We start from the raw sequence: 20,240 nt of genomic DNA, 5'->3' as shown, positions 1-20,240 counted from the left end.
GGAAGAACGCATAACAACGATGGCGATGAAAAAGTTGCTCATAGCGTCGCTGCTGTTTGGCAGCGCCACCGTATACGGTGCAGACGGGTTCGTAGTGAAGGATATTCATTTCGAAGGCCTGCAACGAGTCGCCGTCGGTGCGGCGTTACTCAACATGCCGGTTCGCGTAGGCGATACCGTCTCTGATGATGATATCGGTAATACCATCCGTGCGTTGTTTGCCACTGGCAACTTCGAGGACGTTCGCGTCCTGCGCGATGGTGATACGCTGATTGTTCAGGTTAAGGAACGCCCTACCATTGCCAGCATCACTTTCTCCGGTAACAAATCGGTGAAAGATGACATGCTCAAGCAAAACCTGGAGGCCTCTGGCGTCCGGGTTGGTGAAGCACTCGACCGCACCACCTTATCCAGCATTGAAAAAGGGTTGGAAGACTTCTACTACAGCGTCGGTAAATACAGTGCCTCGGTGAAAGCCGTTGTCACGCCGTTGCCGCGCAACCGTGTTGACCTGAAACTGGTGTTCACGGAAGGGGTTTCCGCCAAGATTCAACAAATCAACATTGTCGGCAACCATGCCTTCACCAACGATGAGCTGATCGCGCACTTCCAGTTGCGTGATGATGTGCCGTGGTGGAACGTAGTGGCCGATCGCAAATACCAGAAGCAAAAGCTGGCGGGGGACCTTGAAAGCCTGCGCAGCTTCTATCTGGATCGCGGCTATGCCCGTTTCAATATCGATTCGACGCAGGTCAGCCTGACGCCAGATAAAAAAGGCATCTATATCACCGTTAACATCACCGAAGGCGATCAGTACAAGCTTTCCGGCGTGGTGGTCAATGGCAACCTGGCCGGTCATTCGGCCGAGGTGGCCCAGTTGACCAAGATTGAGCCAGGTGAGCTGTTTAACGGCACCAAAGTGACCAAAATGGAAGATAACATCAAGAAGATGTTTGGCCGTTATGGTTACGCCTATCCTCGCGTACAGACTCAGCCTGAAATCAACGATGCGGATAAGACCGTGAAGCTGAACGTCAACATCGACGCGGGTAACCGTTTCTATGTGCGTCGCATCAAGTTCGAAGGCAACGACACCAGTAAAGATTCCGTTCTGCGCCGCGAAATGCGCCAGATGGAAGGGGCGTGGCTGGGTAACGATCAGGTCGAGCAGGGTAAAGAGCGTCTGAACCGACTGGGTTACTTCGAGACGGTCGACGTTGAAACCCAGCGTGTACCGGGTTCCCCCGATCAGGTTGATATCACCTATAAGGTGAAAGAACGTAACACCGGGACGCTGAACTTTGGTGTGGGTTACGGTACCGAAAGTGGCGTCAGCTTCCAGGCAGGTGTACAGCAGGATAACTGGCTGGGCACGGGCTACTCTGTTGGCATCAGCGGTACCAAGAACGACTATCAGACCTATACCGAGCTGTCGGTGACCAACCCGTACTTCACCGTTGACGGTGTGAGTCTGGGCGGCCGTATCTTCTATAACGACTTTAAAGCGAATAATGCCGATCTGTCTGACTATACCAACAGCAGTTATGGTGTTGACGGCACGCTGGGCTTCCCAATCAACGAGAACAACTCGCTGCGAGCTGGCCTGGGTTACGTCCATAACTCCCTGTCAGAAATGCAGCCGCAGATTGCCATGTGGCGCTATCTGAACTCGATGGGCGATTATCCTGACTTTAAGGATCGCGCCAGCTTTACAGCCGATGACTTCACGCTGAACCTGGGCTGGACCTATAATAATCTGGACCGTGGCTATTTCCCTACCCAGGGTAACCGCACTACGTTCAACACCAAGGTGACCGTGCCGGGTTCCGACAACTCATACTACAAGATGACGTTGGACACCGCGCAGTATATGCCGCTTAACGATGACAAGACCTGGGTGTTGCTGGGTCGTGGCCGTGTGGGCTATGCCGATGGATTGGGCGGTAAAGAAATGCCGTTCTATGAAAACTTCTATGCGGGTGGTTCAAGTACCGTACGTGGCTTCCAGTCCAACACCATTGGTCCAAAAGCCGTGTACTACAACTCCAACTCGTATCAGTGTCAGTTTAAAGTCGGTAGCACAACGGATCGTCAGGATATCTGTAATTCGAACGATGCGGTGGGCGGGAACGCCATGGCCGTGGCAAGTATGGAGTTGATCACGCCTACGCCGTTCCTTAGCGAGAAATACGCCAACTCGGTACGTACTTCACTGTTTATCGATGCCGGTACCGTGTGGGATACCCACTGGGAAAACACCGATCAGACGCTGATGTACGGGGTGCCAGACTACAGCAAAGCGAGCAACATTCGCGTGTCTGCCGGTCTTGCGCTGCAGTGGATGTCTCCACTGGGGCCGTTGGTCTTCTCCTATGCGGATCCGATCAAGAAATACGACGGCGACAGGTCGGAGCAGTTCCAGTTTAACATCGGTAAAACCTGGTAATAACCGGTTTCACCCGTGGGCATAGCGGTACAAGAATCGCAAATGCCAGGCTTAAACCCGCTCATAGCGAGAGAAATCTCATTGTGTAATGTGATAAGTCTGGCAGATTGTGTACTTTCAAAAGTGTCATGTGACACAAATGGGTGATGGTAAGGAGTTTATAGTGAAAAAGTGGTTATGTGCCGCAGGCCTCGGTTTAGCAATGGCTGCTTCTGCAGGCGTTCAGGCAGCTGACAAAATTGCTGTTGTTAACGTTTCTAGCATTTTCCAACAGCTGCCAGCTCGTGAAACCGTAGCCAAGCAATTGGAAAGCGAATTCAAAGGCCGTGCAAGCGAACTCCAGAACATGGAACGCGATCTGCAAACCAAAATGCAGAAACTGCAGCGTGATGGTTCTACCATGAAAGCCAGCGATCGCACCAAGATGGAAAAAGACGTGATGGCTCAGCGTGAGCAGTTCTCTCAGAAAGCGCAGGCTTTCGAGCAGGACAATCGTCGTCGCCAGATGGAAGAGCGTAACAAGATCCTGAGCCGTATTCAGGATGCTGTGAAAGCTGTTGCCAGCAAAGAAGGCTATGACGTCGTGATCGACGCCAACGCAGTGGCTTACGCAGGAACTTCTAAAGATATTACTGCAGACGTGCTGAAACAGGTTAAATAACGCCATGCCTTCAATTCGACTGGCTGATTTAGCGCAGCAGTTGGATGCACAATTGCACGGTGATGGCGATCTCGTCATCACCGGCATTGCTTCTATGCATTCCGCACAGCCTGGCCAAATCACGTTTTTGTCAAACAGCCGCTACCAAGAGCAGTTGTCTTCCTGCCAGGCGAGTGCCGTGGTACTCACCGAAGCAGACCTACCACACTGCCGTAGCGCAGCGCTGGTGGTGAAAAACCCTTACCTGACCTATGCGCGTATGGCGCAGTTGATGGACACCACGCCAGCACCCGCAGCAGATATCGCGCCAAGCGCGGTGATCTCTCCGCAGGCCAAGCTGGGACAGAACGTTGCTATTGGGGCGAACGCGGTTATCGAATCCGGTGTTGAACTGGGTGATAACGTGGTCATCGGCCCGGGTTGCTTTATCGGCAAGCAGGCACGCATCGGCGCAGGTACGCGTCTGTGGGCCAACGTGACGATTTATCATGAAGTGGAAATCGGCCAGCACTGCCTGATCCAATCGGGAACGGTGATTGGTGCGGACGGTTTCGGCTACGCCAACGAGCGTGGCAACTGGATCAAGATCCCGCAGCTTGGCACGGTGATTATTGGCGATCGCGTTGAGATTGGGGCCTGTACCACCATCGATCGCGGCGCGTTGGATAACACCCAGATTGGGAATGGTGTTATCATAGATAACCAGTGTCAGATTGCACACAACGTGGTGATTGGCGAGAATACCGCCGTCGCGGGCGGTGTGATCATGGCGGGTAGCCTGAAAATCGGGCGCTATTGCCAAATTGGCGGCGCCAGTGTGATCAATGGTCACATGGAGATTGCTGACCAGGTAGTTGTCACCGGGATGGGAATGGTTATGCGACCAATCACCGAACCTGGGGTATACTCCTCTGGCATTCCGTTACAACCCAACAAAGTTTGGCGTAAAACCGCGGCGTTGGTGATGAATATCGATGAGATTAGCAAGCGCTTGAAAGCTGTCGAACGAAAAGTCGGAAAAGACTAATCACCACGGCCCGGGATGCTGGGTATAAAACGAAACGCGTTGGCAATGATGCCAAAAGCGCAAAGAGTTGTTAATTTGCGGCCTGCCTGATGATCTCCTTTTTGGGGTCAACGCAGGCCGTGTTGTTGATGCCATCAGTTTTTAGAGACAGGAAGAGTATTTTGACTACTGACACTCATACTCTAGATATTGCAGAAATTCTGGAACTGCTTCCTCACCGTTATCCATTCTTGCTGGTTGACCGTGTATTGGATTTCGAAGAGCATAAATATCTGCGTGCAGTGAAGAACGTATCCGTTAATGAGCCGTTTTTCCAGGGGCATTTCCCTGGTAAACCGATTTTTCCAGGCGTGCTGATTTTGGAAGCTATGGCTCAGGCCACGGGTATCCTGGCATTTAAGAGCGTGGGTAAACTGGAACCGGGCGAGCTGTACTATTTCGCCGGTATTGACGAGGCTCGCTTCAAGCGCCCTGTGGTGCCTGGCGATCAGATGATTATGGAAGTCACTTTCGAAAAAACCCGTCGTGGTTTAACCCGCTTTAAAGGCGTGGCGACCGTCGACGGAAAAATTGTCTGCGAAGCAACCATGATGTGTGCCCGCAGCCGGGAGGCATAATCCGTGATTGATAAAACCGCCTTTATCCATCCAAGTGCGATCGTTGAAGAAGGCGCCGTCATCGGCGCTGGTGCGCATATAGGTCCCTTCTGCTACGTCGGCTCCCAGGTGGAAATCGGCGCGGGTACGGTCCTCAAATCGCATGTGGTGGTGAACGGTATCACCAAGATTGGCCGCGATAACGAGATCTATCAGTTTGCCTCTATCGGTGAAGTGAATCAGGATCTGAAATACGCTGGTGAACCGACTCGGGTTGAAGTCGGCGATCGTAACCGCATTCGTGAGAGCGTCACCATTCATCGCGGTACTGCGCAGGGAACGGGCCTGACCAAAGTCGGTAATGACAACCTGCTGATGGTCAACGTGCACGTTGCTCATGACTGCGTGGTGGGTAATTCCTGCGTGTTGGCCAACAACGCCACGCTGGCTGGTCACGTGGAGATCGACGATTTCGCCATCATTGGCGGCATGACCGCGATCCACCAATTCTGTGTGATTGGTGCCCATGTGATGGTCGGTGGTTGCTCCGGTGTCGCTCAGGACGTACCGCCTTTTGTCATCGCGCAGGGTAACCACGCAACGCCATTTGGTATTAACGCCGTAGGCCTGAAACGCCGTGGTTTTGATAAGGATGAAATGCAGGCGATCCGCAACGCCTACAAAATCCTCTATCGCAGCGAGAAGACCTTCGACGAGGCTAAAGCAGAGATCGAAACCCTGGCGCAACAGCAGCCCGTGGTGCAGCAGTTCCTCGATTTCTTTGCGCGTTCTACCCGTGGGATTATTCGCTGAGTTATGCCAAATCGTCCATTGACTATCGGATTGGTCGCCGGGGAAACTTCCGGTGATATTCTGGGTGCCGGTTTAATTCGTGCGCTTAAGACGCACTATCCAAGCGCCCGCTTTGTCGGTGTCGCTGGCCCGCTGATGCAGGCCGAAGGGTGTGAAACCTGGTACGAAATGGAAGAGCTGGCGGTGATGGGCGTGGTAGAGGTGCTTGAGCGTCTGCCACGCCTGTTGAAGATCCGCAAGGATCTGACCCGCCGGTTCAGTGAGCTGAAGCCTGACGTGTTTGTCGGTATTGATGCGCCAGACTTCAACCTCACGCTGGAAGGCCGCCTGAAACAGCGCGGTATCCGCACTATTCACTATGTCAGCCCGTCCGTATGGGCCTGGCGTCAGAAACGCGTTTTCAAAATTGGTAAAGCGACCGACCTGGTGTTGGCGTTCCTCCCTTTCGAAAAAGCGTTTTACGATCGTTTCAACGTCCCTTGCCGCTTTATCGGTCATACCATGGCCGATGCGATGCCATTGCAGGCGGATAAGCTGGCCGCACGCGCTACGCTGGGCATTGCCCCGGGCGCTCGCTGTTTGGCATTGCTACCCGGCAGCCGTAATGCCGAAGTGGAAATGCTCAGTGGTGACTTCCTGCGTACCGCACAACTGCTACGCGAGCATTATCCCGATCTGGAAGTGGTGGTGCCTTTGGTCAATGCCAAGCGCCGTGAGCAGTTTGAGCGCATCAAGGCCGAGGTTGCGCCGGAGCTCAAGGTTCACCTGCTGGATGGCAAAGGGCGTGAGGCAATGGTGGCCAGCGATGCGGCACTGTTGGCTTCCGGCACCGCAGCGCTGGAATGCATGTTGGCAAAATGCCCGATGGTGGTGGGCTACCGCATGAAGCCATTTACCTTCTGGCTGGCGGAGCGGTTGGTGAAAACCCCGTATGTCTCATTGCCTAACCTGCTGGCGGGGCGTGAAATCGTCACCGAACTGCTGCAACACGATTGTGTACCGGATAAGCTGGCCGCGGCGTTATTGCCGCTGCTGGAAGACAGCCCGCAGACGGAGCTGTTAAAACAGACCTTCCTTGAACTGCATCAGAGCATTCGCTGTGGTGCCGATGAACAGGCCGCTCAGGCTGTATTGGAGCTGGCGAAAGCATGATGGAACCCTTTGTTTACCCTGCCGCCCGGCTGTTTGCCGGTGTGGATGAAGTGGGGCGCGGGCCTTTGGTGGGCGCCGTTGTGACCGCTGCGGTGATCCTCGATCCTGCACGGCCGATTGTTGGCCTGGCGGATTCCAAAAAGCTCAGTGAGAAGCGCCGCCTGGCGTTATACGACGAGATCCTGGAAAAGGCGCTGTCCTGGAGCCTGGGGCGGGCTGAACCGGTCGAGATCGACCAACTGAATATCCTGCATGCCACCATGCTGGCGATGCAGCGTGCGGTGGCGGGTTTGCATATCGCACCGGACATGGTGTTGATTGACGGCAACCGTTGCCCCAAATTGCCGATGCGTTCGTTAGCGGTGGTGAAAGGGGATAGCCGGGTAGCGGAAATCAGTGCTGCATCGATTCTGGCGAAGGTGACCCGCGATCGCGAGATGACCGAGCTGGATGCGATTTTCCCGGATTACGGTTTTGCCCAACACAAGGGCTATCCGACTGCGTTCCATCTGGAAAAGCTGGCTGCTCTGGGTGCTACCGAGCATCATCGCCGCAGTTTTGCCCCGGTCAGACGAGTGCTGGAATCTGGCTCGTTCGCATAGTTCACACGATGCTTAAAATTACGCCCCCTCTCCTTTTGGGAGAGGGTCGGGGTGAGGGGAAATGGCTACGGTGATCTTCCCCATACCCTAATGTAACCCTGGTCCAGCTTGCTGGACCCCAACACGTTGGTATCTGGATATGGCCGAACCTCGTTTTATTCATCTGCGCGTCCACAGTGACTACTCCATGATTGATGGATTGGCCAAGATCGGCCCGTTGGTGAAAAGAGCTGCCGCGTTAGCCATGCCAGCCTTGGCCGTCACTGACTTCACCAATATGTGTGGTCTGGTGAAGTTTTATGGCAGTGCGCACGGTGCCGGGATCAAACCGATCATCGGTGCGGATTTCCATGTGCAAAGCGAGGAGCTGGGCGATGAGCTGGCACAGCTTACCGTGCTGGCAGCCGATAACGTTGGCTATCAAAACCTCACCCTATTAATCTCCAGGGCGTATCAGCGCGGCTATGGCCCGGCCGGTCCGGTGATCGATCGCGACTGGCTGATAGAACACCGCAGCGGGTTGATCCTGCTTTCCGGTGCACGCATGGGCGACGTCGGCAAGTTTCTGCTGCGTGGCAACCAGGCCCTGGTCGATCAATGCCTGGAGTTTTACCAGCAGCATTTCCCGGACAGCTATTATCTCGAACTGATCCGCACTGGCCGTGCGGATGAAGAAAACTATCTGCACGCCGCCGTAGCCCTGGCAACCGAACGCGGGTTGCCGGTAGTTGCCACCAACGACGTCCGTTTCCTGGTGGAAGATGATTTTGATGCCCATGAGATCCGCGTAGCGATCCATGATGGCTTCACGCTCGACGATCCCAAACGCCCGAAAAACTACAGCCCGCAGCAGTACATGCGCAGCGAAGAAGAGATGTGCGAGCTGTTTGCCGACATCCCGGAAGCGTTGCTAAACAGTGTGGAAATTGCCAAGCGCTGTAACGTCACCATCCGTCTGGGCGAATATTTCCTGCCACAGTTCCCCACCGGCGATATGACCACCGAAGATTTCCTGGTGCTCAAGTCCAAAGAGGGGTTGGAAGAACGTCTGGAGTTCCTGTTCCCAGATCCGGAGGTCCGTGCCGAGCGCCGTCCTGAATACGATGAGCGTCTGGATCTGGAACTGAAAGTGATCAACCAGATGGGATTCCCGGGTTACTTCCTGATCGTCATGGAATTCATCCAGTGGTCGAAAGATAACGACGTGCCGGTAGGCCCGGGGCGTGGTTCCGGTGCCGGTTCGCTGGTGGCCTATGCGCTGAAAATCACCGATCTCGACCCGTTGGAGTTTGACCTTCTGTTCGAACGCTTCCTGAACCCGGAACGTGTCTCGATGCCCGACTTCGACGTCGACTTCTGCATGGAAAAGCGTGACCTGGTCATTGAGCACGTGGCGGACATGTATGGCCGTGAGGCGGTATCGCAGATCATCACCTTCGGTACCATGGCGGCGAAAGCGGTGATCCGCGACGTGGGGCGCGTGCTGGGGCATCCTTATGGCTTCGTTGACCGTATCTCCAAGCTGGTGCCGCCCGATCCGGGCATGACGCTGGAAAAAGCCTTTGCCGCAGAGCCGCAACTGCCAGAAATCTATGAGGCAGACGAAGAGGTCAAAGCGCTGATCGACATGGCGCGCAAGCTGGAAGGCGTGACGCGTAACGCCGGTAAGCACGCCGGGGGCGTGGTGATTGCGCCAACCAAGATCACCGACTTTGCCCCGCTTTATTGCGATGCCGAAGGTAACCACCCGGTCACCCAGTTTGACAAGAACGACGTGGAATACGCCGGGCTGGTGAAGTTCGACTTCCTCGGTCTGCGTACCCTGACCATCATCGACTGGGCGTTGGAGATGATTAACGCCCGTCGCGCCAAGACCGGGTTGGAACCGATAGATATCGCGGCCATTCCGCTCGATGACAAGAAAAGCTTCGACATGCTGCAACGCTCGGAAACCACTGCGGTATTCCAGCTTGAATCGCGCGGCATGAAGGATTTGATCAAACGTCTGAAGCCTGACTGCTTCGAAGACATGATCGCACTGGTAGCGCTGTTCCGCCCCGGCCCGTTGCAGTCCGGCATGGTAGATAACTTTATCGACCGTAAGCACGGGCGCGAAGAGATCTCCTATCCTGATATCCAGTGGCAGCATGAATCGTTGAAGCCAGTGCTGGAGCCGACCTATGGCATCATCCTGTACCAGGAACAGGTAATGCAGATCGCTCAGGTATTGGCTGGCTATACGCTGGGCGGTGCGGACATGCTGCGTCGCGCCATGGGTAAAAAGAACCCGGTCGAGATGGCCAAGCAGCGCGGCGGTTTTGAAGATGGTGCGAAATCGCGCGGCATTGACGGCGAACTGTCGGTAAAAATCTTCGATCTGGTAGAGAAGTTCGCGGGTTACGGCTTTAACAAATCGCACTCCGCTGCCTATGCGTTGGTGTCTTACCAGACGCTGTGGCTGAAGGCCCACTATCCGGCCGAATTTATGGCCGCGGTTATGACCGCCGATATGGATAACACCGATAAGGTGGTGGGGCTGGTGGATGAGTGCTGGCGCATGGGCCTGAAAATCCTGCCGCCGGACATCAACAGCGGGCAGTATCACTTCCACGTTAATGATGAGGGTGAGATCGTCTATGGCATCGGCGCCATCAAGGGCGTGGGGGAAGGGCCGATCGAAGCAATTATCGAAGCGCGTAATTCCGGCGAGCAGGGGTATTTCAAAGATCTGTTCGACCTGTGCGCCCGCTCCGATATTAAGAAGCTCAATCGCCGTATTCTGGAAAAGCTGATCATGTCTGGGGCGTTCGATCGCCTGGGGCCACACCGCGCCGCGTTGATGAACTCCCTGGGGGATGCGCTTAAAGCGGCCGATCAGCACGCCAAAGCCGAAGCCATCGGCCAGGCGGATATGTTTGGCGTGCTGGCGGAAGCGCCGGAACAGGTGGAGCAATCCTACGCCAACGTTCCCCCTTGGCAGGAACAGGTGGTGCTGGATGGTGAACGGGAAACGCTGGGGCTGTATCTTACCGGCCACCCGATCACGCAGTACCTCAAAGAAATCGAGCGCTATGCCGGTGGCCAGCGCCTGAAAGATATGCATCCGACGGATCGCGGCAAGATGACTACTGCCGTCGGGTTGGTGATTGCTTCCAAGATCATGATGACCAAACGCGGCAACCGCATCGGCATTTGTACGCTGGATGACCGTTCTGGGCGTCTGGACATCATGTTATTCACCGATGCCTTGGAAAAATACCAGCATTTGTTGGAAAAAGACCGTATCCTGATCGCGACTGGACAGGTCAGCTTTGATGACTTTAACGGCGGGCTTAAAATGACCGCTCGTGAATTAATGGACATCAGTGAAGCACGTGAAAAATACGCTCGCGGGCTTGCTATCTCGCTGACGGACAGGCAAATTGATGACCAGCTTTTGAACCGTCTCCGTCAGTCTTTGGAACCCCATCGCTCGGGGACGATTCCAGTGCATCTCTACTATCAACGGGAAGATGCACGGGCAAGATTGCGCTTTGGTGCAACTTGGCGCGTGACGCCGACCGACCGCTTGTTGATAGATTTGCGGACCTTGGTAGGTAATGAGCAGGTGGAACTGGAATTTGACTAAAATAGGAATGCTATGAGTCTGAATTTTCTTGATTTTGAACAGCCGATTGCAGAGCTGGAAGCGAAAATTGACTCGCTGACCGCAGTCAGCCGTCAAGACGAAAAATTAGATATTAATCTGGACGAAGAGGTTCAGCGCCTGCGTGAGAAGAGCGTTGAGCTGACGCGCAAGATTTTTTCCGATCTTGGGGCCTGGCAGATTGCCCAATTGGCACGCCACCCGCGCCGTCCTTATACCCTGGATTATATCAAACACATCTTTACCGACTTTGAAGAGCTGGCAGGCGATCGCGCCTATGCCGATGACAAAGCCATTGTCGGTGGTATTGCGCGCCTCGATGGCCGCCCGGTGATGATCATTGGTCATCAGAAAGGGCGTGAAACCAAAGAGAAAATCCGCCGCAACTTCGGTATGCCGGCACCGGAAGGCTATCGCAAAGCGCTGCGCCTGATGGAAATGGCCTCCCGCTTCAAGATGCCGCTGATCACCTTCATCGACACCCCAGGTGCTTATCCTGGCGTGGGCGCGGAAGAGCGTGGTCAATCTGAGGCGATTGCCCGCAACCTGCGTGAAATGTCTCGCCTGAATATCCCGGTGATCTGCACCGTGATCGGCGAAGGCGGCTCCGGCGGGGCATTGGCGATCGGCGTGGGCGATAAAGTGAATATGCTGCAGTACAGCACCTATTCGGTGATCTCGCCGGAGGGCTGTGCCTCGATCCTGTGGAAAAGTGCCGATAAGGCACCGATTGCCGCAGAAGCGATGGGCATAACTGCACCACGTCTGAAAGAGCTGAAGCTGATCGATTCTGTGATCCCAGAGCCTTTGGGCTCCGCTCACCGCGACGTACCGGCAATGGCGGCTTCGCTGAAAGCCCAACTGTTGGCGGACCTGGCGGATCTGGATGGCCTGAACAACGAAGAGTTGCTCAACCGTCGCTATCAACGGCTGATGAACTACGGTTACTGCTGAGTTTGTTCGCCTGATGACTAACCGCCTTTCGGGGCGGTTTTTTTATGCGCGTAAGACAGCCTCGGCTTTTTATGTTGTTATAAGCTATTGGTAGTTAACTGAAGGATAGCTGCGATGAATATCATTGCGATCATGAGCCCGATGGGCGTGTATTACAAAGACGAGCCTATCCGCGAACTGCACGTGGCGCTGGCCTCAATGGGTTTCCAACTGGTGTTCCCGAAGAACAGCGGTGACCTGCTCAAGCTGATCGAACACAATGCGCGTATCTGTGGGGTGATCTTCGACTGGGATGAATACAGCCTGGAGCTGTGCAGCGAAATCAATGAGCTGAATGAATACCTGCCGCTGTATGCGTTTATCAACACTCACTCCACCTTTGACGTCCACCTGCACGAAATGCGTATGGTGCTCTATTTCTTCGAGTATGGTCTGAACGCTGCCGACGATATCGCCCAGCGCATTCGCCAGTATACCGATGAATATATGGATACCATCACTCCTCCGCTGACCAAGGCGCTGTTCACCTATGTGAAGGAGGGGAAATATACCTTCTGTACGCCGGGCCATATGGCGGGCACCGCGTTCCAGAAAAGCCCGGTGGGCTGCCTGTTCTACGATTTCTTTGGTGCCAACACCCTGAAGGCGGATATTTCCATCTCGGTGACGGAGCTCGGCTCGCTGCTGGATCACACTGGCCCGCATCTGGAGGCGGAGGAGTACATTGCCCGCACGTTCAACGCGGAGCAAAGCTATCTGGTGACCAACGGCACCTCTACCGCCAACAAGATTGTCGGCATGTATTCGGCACCTGCCGGAAGTACGGTACTGATTGACCGTAACTGCCATAAGTCGCTGTGTCACCTGCTGATGATGTGTGACATCGTGCCGATTTATCTGCGCCCGTTGCGAAATGCGTACGGTATTTTAGGCGGCATTCCCCAGCGCGAATTTACCCGCGACAGCATTGCCAAGCGGGTGGAAGACACAGCCAACGCCAGCTGGCCGGTGCATGCGGTGATCACCAACTCCACCTATGATGGCCTGCTGTATAACACCGATTACATCAAGCAAACGCTGGACGTGGCGTCGATCCACTTCGATTCGGCCTGGGTGCCTTACACCAATTTCCACCCGATTTATGACGGCAAAAGCGGCATGAGTGGCGATCGCATCCCAGGCAAGGTGATCTATGAAACTCAATCGACCCACAAGCTGCTGGCGGCGTTCTCTCAGGCTTCGATGATCCACATTAAAGGGGATTATGATGAGAACACCTTTAACGAAGCTTACATGATGCACACCACCACTTCGCCGCATTATGGCATTGTGGCTTCAATGGAAACCGCTGCGGCGATGCTGCGTGGCAATCCAGGGCGGCGCATGATTAACCGTTCGGTGGAGCGAGCCCTGCATTTTCGTCGTGAAGTGCAACGCCTGCGCGCTGAGAGTGATACCTGGTTCTTCGATATCTGGCAGCCGGAAGAGATTGACGAAGCACAGTGCTGGCCGCTGAATCCGGACGATAACTGGCATGGCTTTGGCCAGACCGACAGCGATCATATGTATCTGGATCCGATCAAGGTCACCATTTTGACGCCGGGGATGAACGAACTGGGTGAGCTGGAGGAAAGTGGGATCCCTGCCGCGCTGGTAGCGAAATACCTGGATGAGCGTGGGATCGTGGTGGAGAAAACCGGCCCGTACAACTTGCTGTTCCTGTTTAGCATTGGTATCGACAAGACCAAGGCGATGAGCCTGCTGCGCAGCCTGACGGATTTCAAACGAGCTTACGATCTTAACCTGCGGGTGAAGAACATGCTGCCGGATCTGTATGCGGAAGATCCGGACTTCTACCGCCATATGCGCATTCAGGATCTGGCCGCCGGGATCCACCAACTGATCCGCCAGCACGATTTACCGGGCCTGATGTTGCGTGCGTTTGACGTATTGCCAGAAATGAAGCTGACGCCTTATGAGATGTTCCAGCAGCAGGTACGCGGCAATGTGGAAACCTGCGAGATCGATCAGTTGATCGGCAAGGTGGCGGCGAACATGATCCTGCCTTATCCGCCGGGCGTACCGGTCGTGATGCCGGGGGAGATGATCACCGAAGAGAGCCGCGCGGTGCTCGATTTCCTGCTGATGCTGTGCTCGATCGGTGAACACTATCCAGGTTTTGAAACCGATATCCACGGCGCTAAACTGACCGAGGATGGGCGCTATCTGGTGAAGGTGCTGAAAACTAAATAACTTACGGAGTCCATCCATGTTGGCATTACGACAGGTTCACCATATAGCGGTGATTGGTTCTGATTACGCCGCCAGTAAGCGCTTTTACTGCGATATCCTGGGGTTCACCCTGTTAGCGGAATATTACCGTGAAGAACGCGACTCCTGGAAAGCCGATCTGGCGCTGAATGGCCAATACGTCATTGAACTGTTTTCTTTCCCATCCCCTCCAGCCAGGCCGAGCCGCCCGGAAGCCTGTGGCCTGCGTCACCTGGCATTCAGCGTAGAGGATATCGAGGCATCGATCGCGCATTTACAGGCGGCAGGGGTCGTTTGCGAGCCGGTTCGGGTCGATCCCTATACCCAATCCCGCTTTACCTTTTTCAGCGATCCTGACGGATTACCGCTCGAATTATATGAACTATGAATGCTTAATCTGCTGAGAACGGCCCAAGTTATGGGTCGTTATGCTATCATCGCGCCCTTGCCCTCAGTGTCCACAGAGTTATTTCCGCCATGCAAGAGCCTGTTTTCCGCGTCGGGGAGTGGCTGATCACCCCGGCCGACAACCGCATAAGCCGTGATGGGCGTCAACGGACGCTGGAACCGCGCCTGATCGATATGTTGCAGTACTTTGCTCAGCACCCGGACGTGGTGCTCAGCCGCGACGAGCTGATTGATAACATCTGGAAGCGCAATATCGTCACCAACCATGTGGTGACCCAATGCATTTCCGAACTGCGCAAATATCTGAAAGACGGCGATCCAGACAGCCCCGAATACATCATCACCGTCCCCAAACGCGGTTATAAACTAACGGCACCGGTCATGTGGTGTGAAGAGGGGGAGGACGCGCCGCCGTTGCTACCCCAGGTGGCCGTGGTAATGCATGAGCCGGAAGATGGCAGCGAGGAAGAGGCTCCCGCCTATATACCACCGCGCCCGGCCACCAAGCCAAAGACCCTGTTACCTAGTGCGGCAGGTCGTTTTTATCAACGCTCACCCTTTTGGGTGTGGCTGGCTTTCCTGGCGGCGCTGTCTGCCTGCGTCGCCTTTGTTGGCATTGCGACCCTGTCTCAGCGCATACCGGTGTCCACTATGCCGGTGTTGCTCAACCCACGTGATATCGATATTCGTATACAGGGTGGCAACAGCTGCAGCAACTGGACGCCACAGCTCTCTTACGTAGTTGGCGTGAGTGAGCTGGTTACCGATGCGCTGAATACCTATTCCACGTTCCTGGTACACGATCAGACTAACTATAACTTTGCCGGGCCGAGCAGCTCTGGCAAGTCGCTGTATATCGAGTTCGTTAACCAACGCCATTACCGTGCCCAGCAATGCTTCCTGTCGGTGCGGCTGGTGGATAATGCCGACAGCTCGATCATGCTGGATAAGCGCTACTTTATTACCACCGATAATCAGCTAAAAATTCAGCAGGATTTCCTTGCCAGCCTGTCGGCGGCGCTGAAACAGCCTTGGCCGCAGCAACTGGCGCAGCGTTTGGCGCAGCTGCTGCCGCAAAATGGCCCGGCGCTGCAGCGTTTCTATCAGGCACATCAGTTGCTGGTACAGGGAGATGCGGACTCACTGACCCGCGCCAGCAGCCAATTGGAGGCAATAATCAAAGCCTCGCCGGACTTTGAGTATGCCGTTGCCGAAAAAGTGCTGGTGGATTTGTTGCGTAACTCCTACCAACCCCTTGATGCGGCCGAACTCGCACAGCTACGAACGGATATTACCCGGCTGGGGACGTTACCAGCATTGGTAAATTCACCCATCTTGCAGCAGATAGTTACCGTCGATGCCTTGTCGCAGGGAAAAACCGATGAGGCTTATCGCGCCATTAATAAAGCTATCGATCTACAGATGTCATGGTTGAACTATGTATTACTAGGCAAAGTCTACGAAATGCAGGGCCATAACCATCAGGCTGCGGATTCTTATATTACGGCTTTCAACCTTCGCCCCGGTGAAAACACGCTGCATTGGATCCGTAATGGCGTATTCCAGACCTCAGTCACCGCCGTTGTTCCTTATTTGGACAATTACGACACCCAAAAATAGCCCCATTACCGACCCGTGGCATAAATATAGCGACACCAAAAGCTTGATACCGGAGGGAGTCATACAGGTTAGCCGACCGTTGAGCGCAGGGATGCGCGATTGCGAGCCCCCAGGGACGGGTTTACGGCGTGTCGGCGTTCTGTATGGCTCCCTCCGGTTACATCACTGATTACAGCTATTTTATAAATTTATATTATTGTTTTTAAACGATGTTTATCTTTTCTTTAGCTCATCCTGCCATCTTGACAGGTGTGTCAAAAACCTCCGCTTATCATTTGTCGCACCCTGAGCGTAATTTCACCTTATCTTTAGGACTTTATTTTGGCCGATCGTTAGCATCCTGATTATCAAGTCTGTTCATTAATCTCGCCTCTTAATGCTCAGCACTTACCAGCATCGATAATCAGGAGAAACTGACCATGGCTTCATCCAAGAAAATAGGGCTTATTGCCTGCACCTGCGTCGTCGCCGGTAATATGATGGGGAGCGGGATTGCCTTATTACCGGCAAACCTGGCAAGTCTGGGATCTATCGCCATCTGGGGATGGATAATTTCTATCATCGGCGCGATGTCATTGGCTTATGTTTACGCCCGCCTGGCGACCAAAAACCCGCAGCAGGGTGGGCCAATTGCCTATGCGGGGGAAATCTCCCCGGCGTTCGGTTTCCAGACTGGCGTACTTTACTACCATGCCAACTGGATCGGTAACCTGGCAATCGGCATTACCGCCGTTTCTTATCTCTCTACTTTCTTCCCCGCGTTGAATAATCCGGTACCGGCCGGGATTGCCTGTATCGCCATCGTCTGGATATTCACCTTTGTCAATCTGCTGGGGGGCACCTGGGTCAGCCGCTTGACCACGCTGGGCTTGGTACTGGTCTTGATCCCGGTAGTGGTCACCGCCGTGGCCGGTTGGCACTGGTTTGATGTTGCCACCTATCAAGCCAACTGGAATACCTCGGGTACCACCGACAGCCATGCAGTGGTGAAAAGTATCCTGCTCTGCCTGTGGGCGTTTATCGGCGTTGAATCCGCCGCCGTCAGCACCGGGATGGTGAAAAACCCCAAACGTACCGTACCGCTGGCTACCATGCTGGGTACCGGCCTGGCTGGGATTATCTACATTGCCGCCACTCAGGTGATGAGCGGGATGTTCCCAGCGGCGCAAATGGCCGCCAGCGGTGCGCCATTCGCCATCAGCGCTTCCGCCATTATGGGTAACTGGGCCGCTCCGATGGTATCCGCCTTCACCGCCTTTGCCTGCCTGACCTCGTTGGGTTCCTGGATGATGCTGGTAGGCCAGGCCGGGGTGCGTGCGGCCAACGACGGCAACTTCCCGAAAGTGTATGGCGAACTGGATAAAAACGGCATTCCGAAGAAGGGCCTGCTGTTGGCAAGCTGCAAAATGACCGCGCTGATGGTGTTGATCACCGTGATGAACTCCAGCGGTGGCAAGGCTTCCGACCTGTTCGGCGAACTGACCGGTATCGCGGTGCTGCTGACCATGCTGCCTTACTTCTACTCCTGCGTTGACCTGATCCGCTTTGAAGGCGTCAACGTGCGTAACCTGCTGAGCCTGGTGGCGTCGGTACTGGGCTGTGGATTCTGCTTTATCGCCCTGATGGGCGCCAACTCCTTCGAGCTGTCCGGCACCTTTATCGTCAGCCTGATCATCCTGATGTTCTATGCCCGCAAAATGAATACCCGCCAGGTTGCCAAAGCAGCCGCAGCGGTCAACGACAGCACCACGGCCAAAGCGCACTGAGATTGCGTGCTCTGACCCACTGAATTTACCCAGCCCCTTTCTTTCCGACCTGTCAGCCGCGACGGGAAGGGGCCCGCTTTGCCTGGAGAAATGATTATGAACGTTATTGCCATCATGAATCACATGGGTGTCTACTTCAAAGAAGAGCCGATCCGCGAACTGCATCAGGCGCTGGAAAGCCTGGACTTCCGCATCGTCTACCCTAATGACCGTGAAGATTTATTAAAGCTGATCGAAAATAATGCCCGCCTGTGCGGCGTGATTTTCGACTGGGACAAATACAATCTTGAGCTGTGTGAAGAGATCAGCCAGCTCAATGAATACATGCCGCTGTACGCCTTCGCCAACACCTATTCGACGCTCGATGTCAGCCTCAACGATCTGCGCATGCAGGTGCGCTTCTTCGAATACGCGCTGGGCGCGGCAAAAGATATCGCCGCCAAGATCAAACAGAACACCGACGAGTATATCGATGCCATCCTGCCACCGCTGACCAAGGCGCTGTTCAAATACGTGCGTGAAGGCAAATATACCTTCTGTACTCCAGGCCATATGGGCGGCACCGCCTTCCAGAAAAGCCCGGTAGGCAGCCTGTTCTATGACTTCTTTGGCCCGAATACCATGAAGTCTGACATCTCCATTTCGGTTTCCGAACTGGGTTCGCTGTTGGATCACTCCGGCCCGCACAAAGAGGCCGAAGAGTATATTTCCCGCGTGTTCAATGCCGAACGCAGCTACATGGTGACCAACGGCACCTCTACCGCCAACAAGATTGTTGGTATGTATGCCGCTCCGGCAGGCAGCACCGTGCTGATCGACCGTAACTGCCACAAATCATTGACCCATCTGATGATGATGAGTGACATCACGCCGATCTACTTCCGGCCAACCCGTAATGCCTACGGTATTCTCGGCGGCATCCCGCAGAGCGAATTCAGCCGTGCCACCATCGCCAAGCGGGTGAAAGAAACGCCGAACGCCAGCTGGCCAGCGCACGCGGTGATCACCAACTCCACTTACGACGGCCTGCTGTATAACACCGATTTCATCAAAGAAACTCTGGACGTTAAATCGATCCACTTTGATTCTGCCTGGGTGCCTTACACCAACTTCCATCCGATCTACAAAGGCAAATGCGGTATGAGCGGGGGCCGGGTTGAAGGCAAGGTGATCTATGAAACCCAGTCGACCCACAAACTGCTGGCGGCGTTCTCGCAGGCTTCGATGATCCACGTTAAAGGGGACATCAACGAAGAGACCTTTAACGAAGCCTATATGATGCACACCACTACCTCGCCTCATTACGGCATCGTGGCGTCCACCGAAACCGCCGCTGCGATGATGAAGGGCAACGCCGGTAAGCGCATGATTAACGGTTCCATCGAGCGTGCCATCAAGTTCCGCAAGGAAATCAAACGGCTGAAAGTGGAGTCCGAAGGCTGGTTCTTTGACGTCTGGCAGCCTGAGCATATCGATGAGCCAGAATGCTGGCCGCTGCGTTCCGACAGCGCCTGGCACGGCTTCAAAAACATCGATAACGAACACATGTATCTCGACCCGATCAAGGTGACCATCCTCACCCCCGGGATGAGCAAAGAAGGTGAGATGCAGCCGTTCGGTATCCCAGCCAGCCTGGTAGCCAAATACCTGGATGAGCGCGGCATCATCGTGGAGAAAACCGGCCCGTACAACCTGCTGTTCCTGTTCAGCATTGGTATCGATAAAACCAAAGCGTTGAGCCTACTGCGCGCGATGACCGATTTCAAACGCTCGTTCGATTTGAACCTGCGGGTGAAAAACATGCTGCCATCCCTGTATCAGGAAGCGCCTGAGTTCTATGAAAACATGCGCATCCAGGATCTGGCGCAGAACATCCATCGCCTGGTCGAGCATCACAACCTGCCGGACCTGATGTACCGTGCGTTTGAAGTGCTGCCAACCATGGTGATGAACCCTTACCACGCCTTCCAGAAAGAGCTGCACGGCGAAGTGGAGGAAGTCTATCTGGAGGATATGGTCGGCAAGGTCAATGCCAATATGATCCTGCCTTATCCTCCAGGCGTGCCGTTGGTGATGCCGGGGGAAATGCTGACCGAAGAAAGCCGCCCGGTGCTGGAGTTCCTGCAAATGCTGTGTGAAATCGGCGCGCATTATCCGGGCTTTGAGACCGATATTCACGGGGCGTACCGCCAGCCGGATGGCCGCTACACGGTGAAAGTGTTGAAAGCGGAATAATGGCATCACAGGGGAAAGCACAGACGCTTTCCCCTTGCTTATC

At 54.6% G+C, this 20,240-nt stretch carries 14 protein-coding genes; all 14 read left to right on the top strand.

Annotation, left to right across the window (positions count from 1 at the left end):
• Positions 1 to 19: 19 nt before the first annotated feature.
• The 14 genes from bamA to cadA all read left to right on the top strand — a co-directional run bounded on the left by bamA (position 20) and on the right by cadA (position 20,197).
• Complete coding sequence (bamA, locus tag KGP16_RS20590; RefSeq protein ID WP_021179916.1) at positions 20 to 2,446, top strand: outer membrane protein assembly factor BamA; 2,427 nt, start codon at positions 20 to 22, stop codon at positions 2,444 to 2,446.
• Between the two features lie 163 nt (positions 2,447 to 2,609).
• Positions 2,610 to 3,107 carry a molecular chaperone Skp gene (skp, locus tag KGP16_RS20585; RefSeq protein WP_021179917.1) on the top strand — a complete coding sequence of 166 codons (498 nt, stop codon included), beginning with the start codon at positions 2,610 to 2,612 and terminating at the stop codon, positions 3,105 to 3,107.
• A gap of 4 nt (positions 3,108 to 3,111) precedes the next feature.
• Positions 3,112 to 4,134, top strand: a complete 1,023-nt coding sequence (lpxD, locus tag KGP16_RS20580) for a UDP-3-O-(3-hydroxymyristoyl)glucosamine N-acyltransferase (protein WP_021806107.1) — start codon at positions 3,112 to 3,114, stop codon at positions 4,132 to 4,134.
• 161 nt (positions 4,135 to 4,295) lie between these two features.
• Positions 4,296 to 4,751 carry a 3-hydroxyacyl-ACP dehydratase FabZ gene (gene fabZ / locus KGP16_RS20575; RefSeq protein ID WP_021179919.1) on the top strand — a complete coding sequence of 152 codons (456 nt, stop codon included), beginning with the start codon at positions 4,296 to 4,298 and terminating at the stop codon, positions 4,749 to 4,751.
• A gap of 3 nt (positions 4,752 to 4,754) precedes the next feature.
• Complete coding sequence (lpxA, locus tag KGP16_RS20570) at positions 4,755 to 5,543, top strand: acyl-ACP--UDP-N-acetylglucosamine O-acyltransferase (protein WP_021179920.1); 789 nt, start codon at positions 4,755 to 4,757, stop codon at positions 5,541 to 5,543.
• Positions 5,544 to 5,546: 3 nt separating this feature from the next.
• The gene (gene lpxB, locus KGP16_RS20565) at positions 5,547 to 6,695 is read left to right on the top strand and encodes a lipid-A-disaccharide synthase (RefSeq protein WP_059201635.1); all 1,149 of its coding nucleotides are present in this window, start codon (positions 5,547 to 5,549) and stop codon (positions 6,693 to 6,695) included.
• Positions 6,692 to 7,297 carry a ribonuclease HII gene (gene rnhB / locus KGP16_RS20560; RefSeq protein ID WP_021806105.1) on the top strand — a complete coding sequence of 202 codons (606 nt, stop codon included), beginning with the start codon at positions 6,692 to 6,694 and terminating at the stop codon, positions 7,295 to 7,297. The genes lpxB and rnhB overlap by 4 nt, the downstream gene beginning before the upstream one ends.
• 139 nt (positions 7,298 to 7,436) lie before the next feature.
• The gene (gene dnaE / locus KGP16_RS20555) at positions 7,437 to 10,925 is read left to right on the top strand and encodes a DNA polymerase III subunit alpha (protein WP_071682796.1); all 3,489 of its coding nucleotides are present in this window, start codon (positions 7,437 to 7,439) and stop codon (positions 10,923 to 10,925) included.
• 12 nt (positions 10,926 to 10,937) lie between these two features.
• On the top strand, positions 10,938 to 11,897 hold the full coding sequence (accA, locus tag KGP16_RS20550) for an acetyl-CoA carboxylase carboxyl transferase subunit alpha (protein WP_021806103.1): 960 nt from the start codon (positions 10,938 to 10,940) through the stop codon (positions 11,895 to 11,897).
• 114 nt (positions 11,898 to 12,011) lie between these two features.
• Positions 12,012 to 14,150, top strand: a complete 2,139-nt coding sequence (locus tag KGP16_RS20545) for a lysine decarboxylase LdcC (RefSeq protein ID WP_021806102.1) — start codon at positions 12,012 to 12,014, stop codon at positions 14,148 to 14,150.
• Positions 14,151 to 14,166: 16 nt separating this feature from the next.
• Entirely contained in the window at positions 14,167 to 14,556 is a 390-nt protein-coding gene (locus tag KGP16_RS20540; RefSeq protein WP_059201632.1) for a VOC family protein, read from the top strand.
• Between the two features lie 89 nt (positions 14,557 to 14,645).
• A complete protein-coding gene (gene cadC / locus KGP16_RS20535; protein WP_223500265.1) occupies positions 14,646 to 16,196 on the top strand; it encodes a lysine decarboxylation/transport transcriptional activator CadC in 1,551 nt (516 codons plus the stop codon).
• Positions 16,197 to 16,615: 419 nt separating this feature from the next.
• A complete protein-coding gene (gene cadB, locus KGP16_RS20530; protein ID WP_223500263.1) occupies positions 16,616 to 17,962 on the top strand; it encodes a cadaverine/lysine antiporter in 1,347 nt (448 codons plus the stop codon).
• Between the two features lie 96 nt (positions 17,963 to 18,058).
• Complete coding sequence (gene cadA, locus KGP16_RS20525) at positions 18,059 to 20,197, top strand: lysine decarboxylase CadA (RefSeq protein ID WP_024485570.1); 2,139 nt, start codon at positions 18,059 to 18,061, stop codon at positions 20,195 to 20,197.
• The last annotated feature ends 43 nt before the right edge of the window (positions 20,198 to 20,240 follow it).

The organism is Serratia sp. JSRIV006 (assembly GCF_019968685.1).
Classification (GTDB): Bacteria; Pseudomonadota; Gammaproteobacteria; order Enterobacterales; family Enterobacteriaceae; genus Chania; species Chania fonticola_B.
The sequence above is the reverse complement of the archived record's forward strand: the minus strand, read 5'-3'. Positions and strand labels throughout refer to the sequence as shown.

Excerpts from the sequence above, each read along its gene's own strand:
- bamA (WP_021179916.1), top strand. The coding sequence starts at position 20 with ATGGCGATGAAAAAGTTGCTCATAGCGTCGCTGCTGTTTGGCAGCGCC.
- lpxD (WP_021806107.1), top strand. The coding sequence starts at position 3,112 with ATGCCTTCAATTCGACTGGCTGATTTAGCGCAGCAGTTGGATGCACAA.
- lpxB (WP_059201635.1), top strand. The coding sequence starts at position 5,547 with ATGCCAAATCGTCCATTGACTATCGGATTGGTCGCCGGGGAAACTTCC.
- rnhB (WP_021806105.1), top strand. The coding sequence starts at position 6,692 with ATGATGGAACCCTTTGTTTACCCTGCCGCCCGGCTGTTTGCCGGTGTG.
- dnaE (WP_071682796.1), top strand. The coding sequence starts at position 7,437 with ATGGCCGAACCTCGTTTTATTCATCTGCGCGTCCACAGTGACTACTCC.
- accA (WP_021806103.1), top strand. The coding sequence starts at position 10,938 with ATGAGTCTGAATTTTCTTGATTTTGAACAGCCGATTGCAGAGCTGGAA.
- KGP16_RS20545 (WP_021806102.1), top strand. The coding sequence starts at position 12,012 with ATGAATATCATTGCGATCATGAGCCCGATGGGCGTGTATTACAAAGAC.
- KGP16_RS20540 (WP_059201632.1), top strand. The coding sequence starts at position 14,167 with ATGTTGGCATTACGACAGGTTCACCATATAGCGGTGATTGGTTCTGAT.
- cadC (WP_223500265.1), top strand. The coding sequence starts at position 14,646 with ATGCAAGAGCCTGTTTTCCGCGTCGGGGAGTGGCTGATCACCCCGGCC.
- cadB (WP_223500263.1), top strand. The coding sequence starts at position 16,616 with ATGGCTTCATCCAAGAAAATAGGGCTTATTGCCTGCACCTGCGTCGTC.
- cadA (WP_024485570.1), top strand. The coding sequence starts at position 18,059 with ATGAACGTTATTGCCATCATGAATCACATGGGTGTCTACTTCAAAGAA.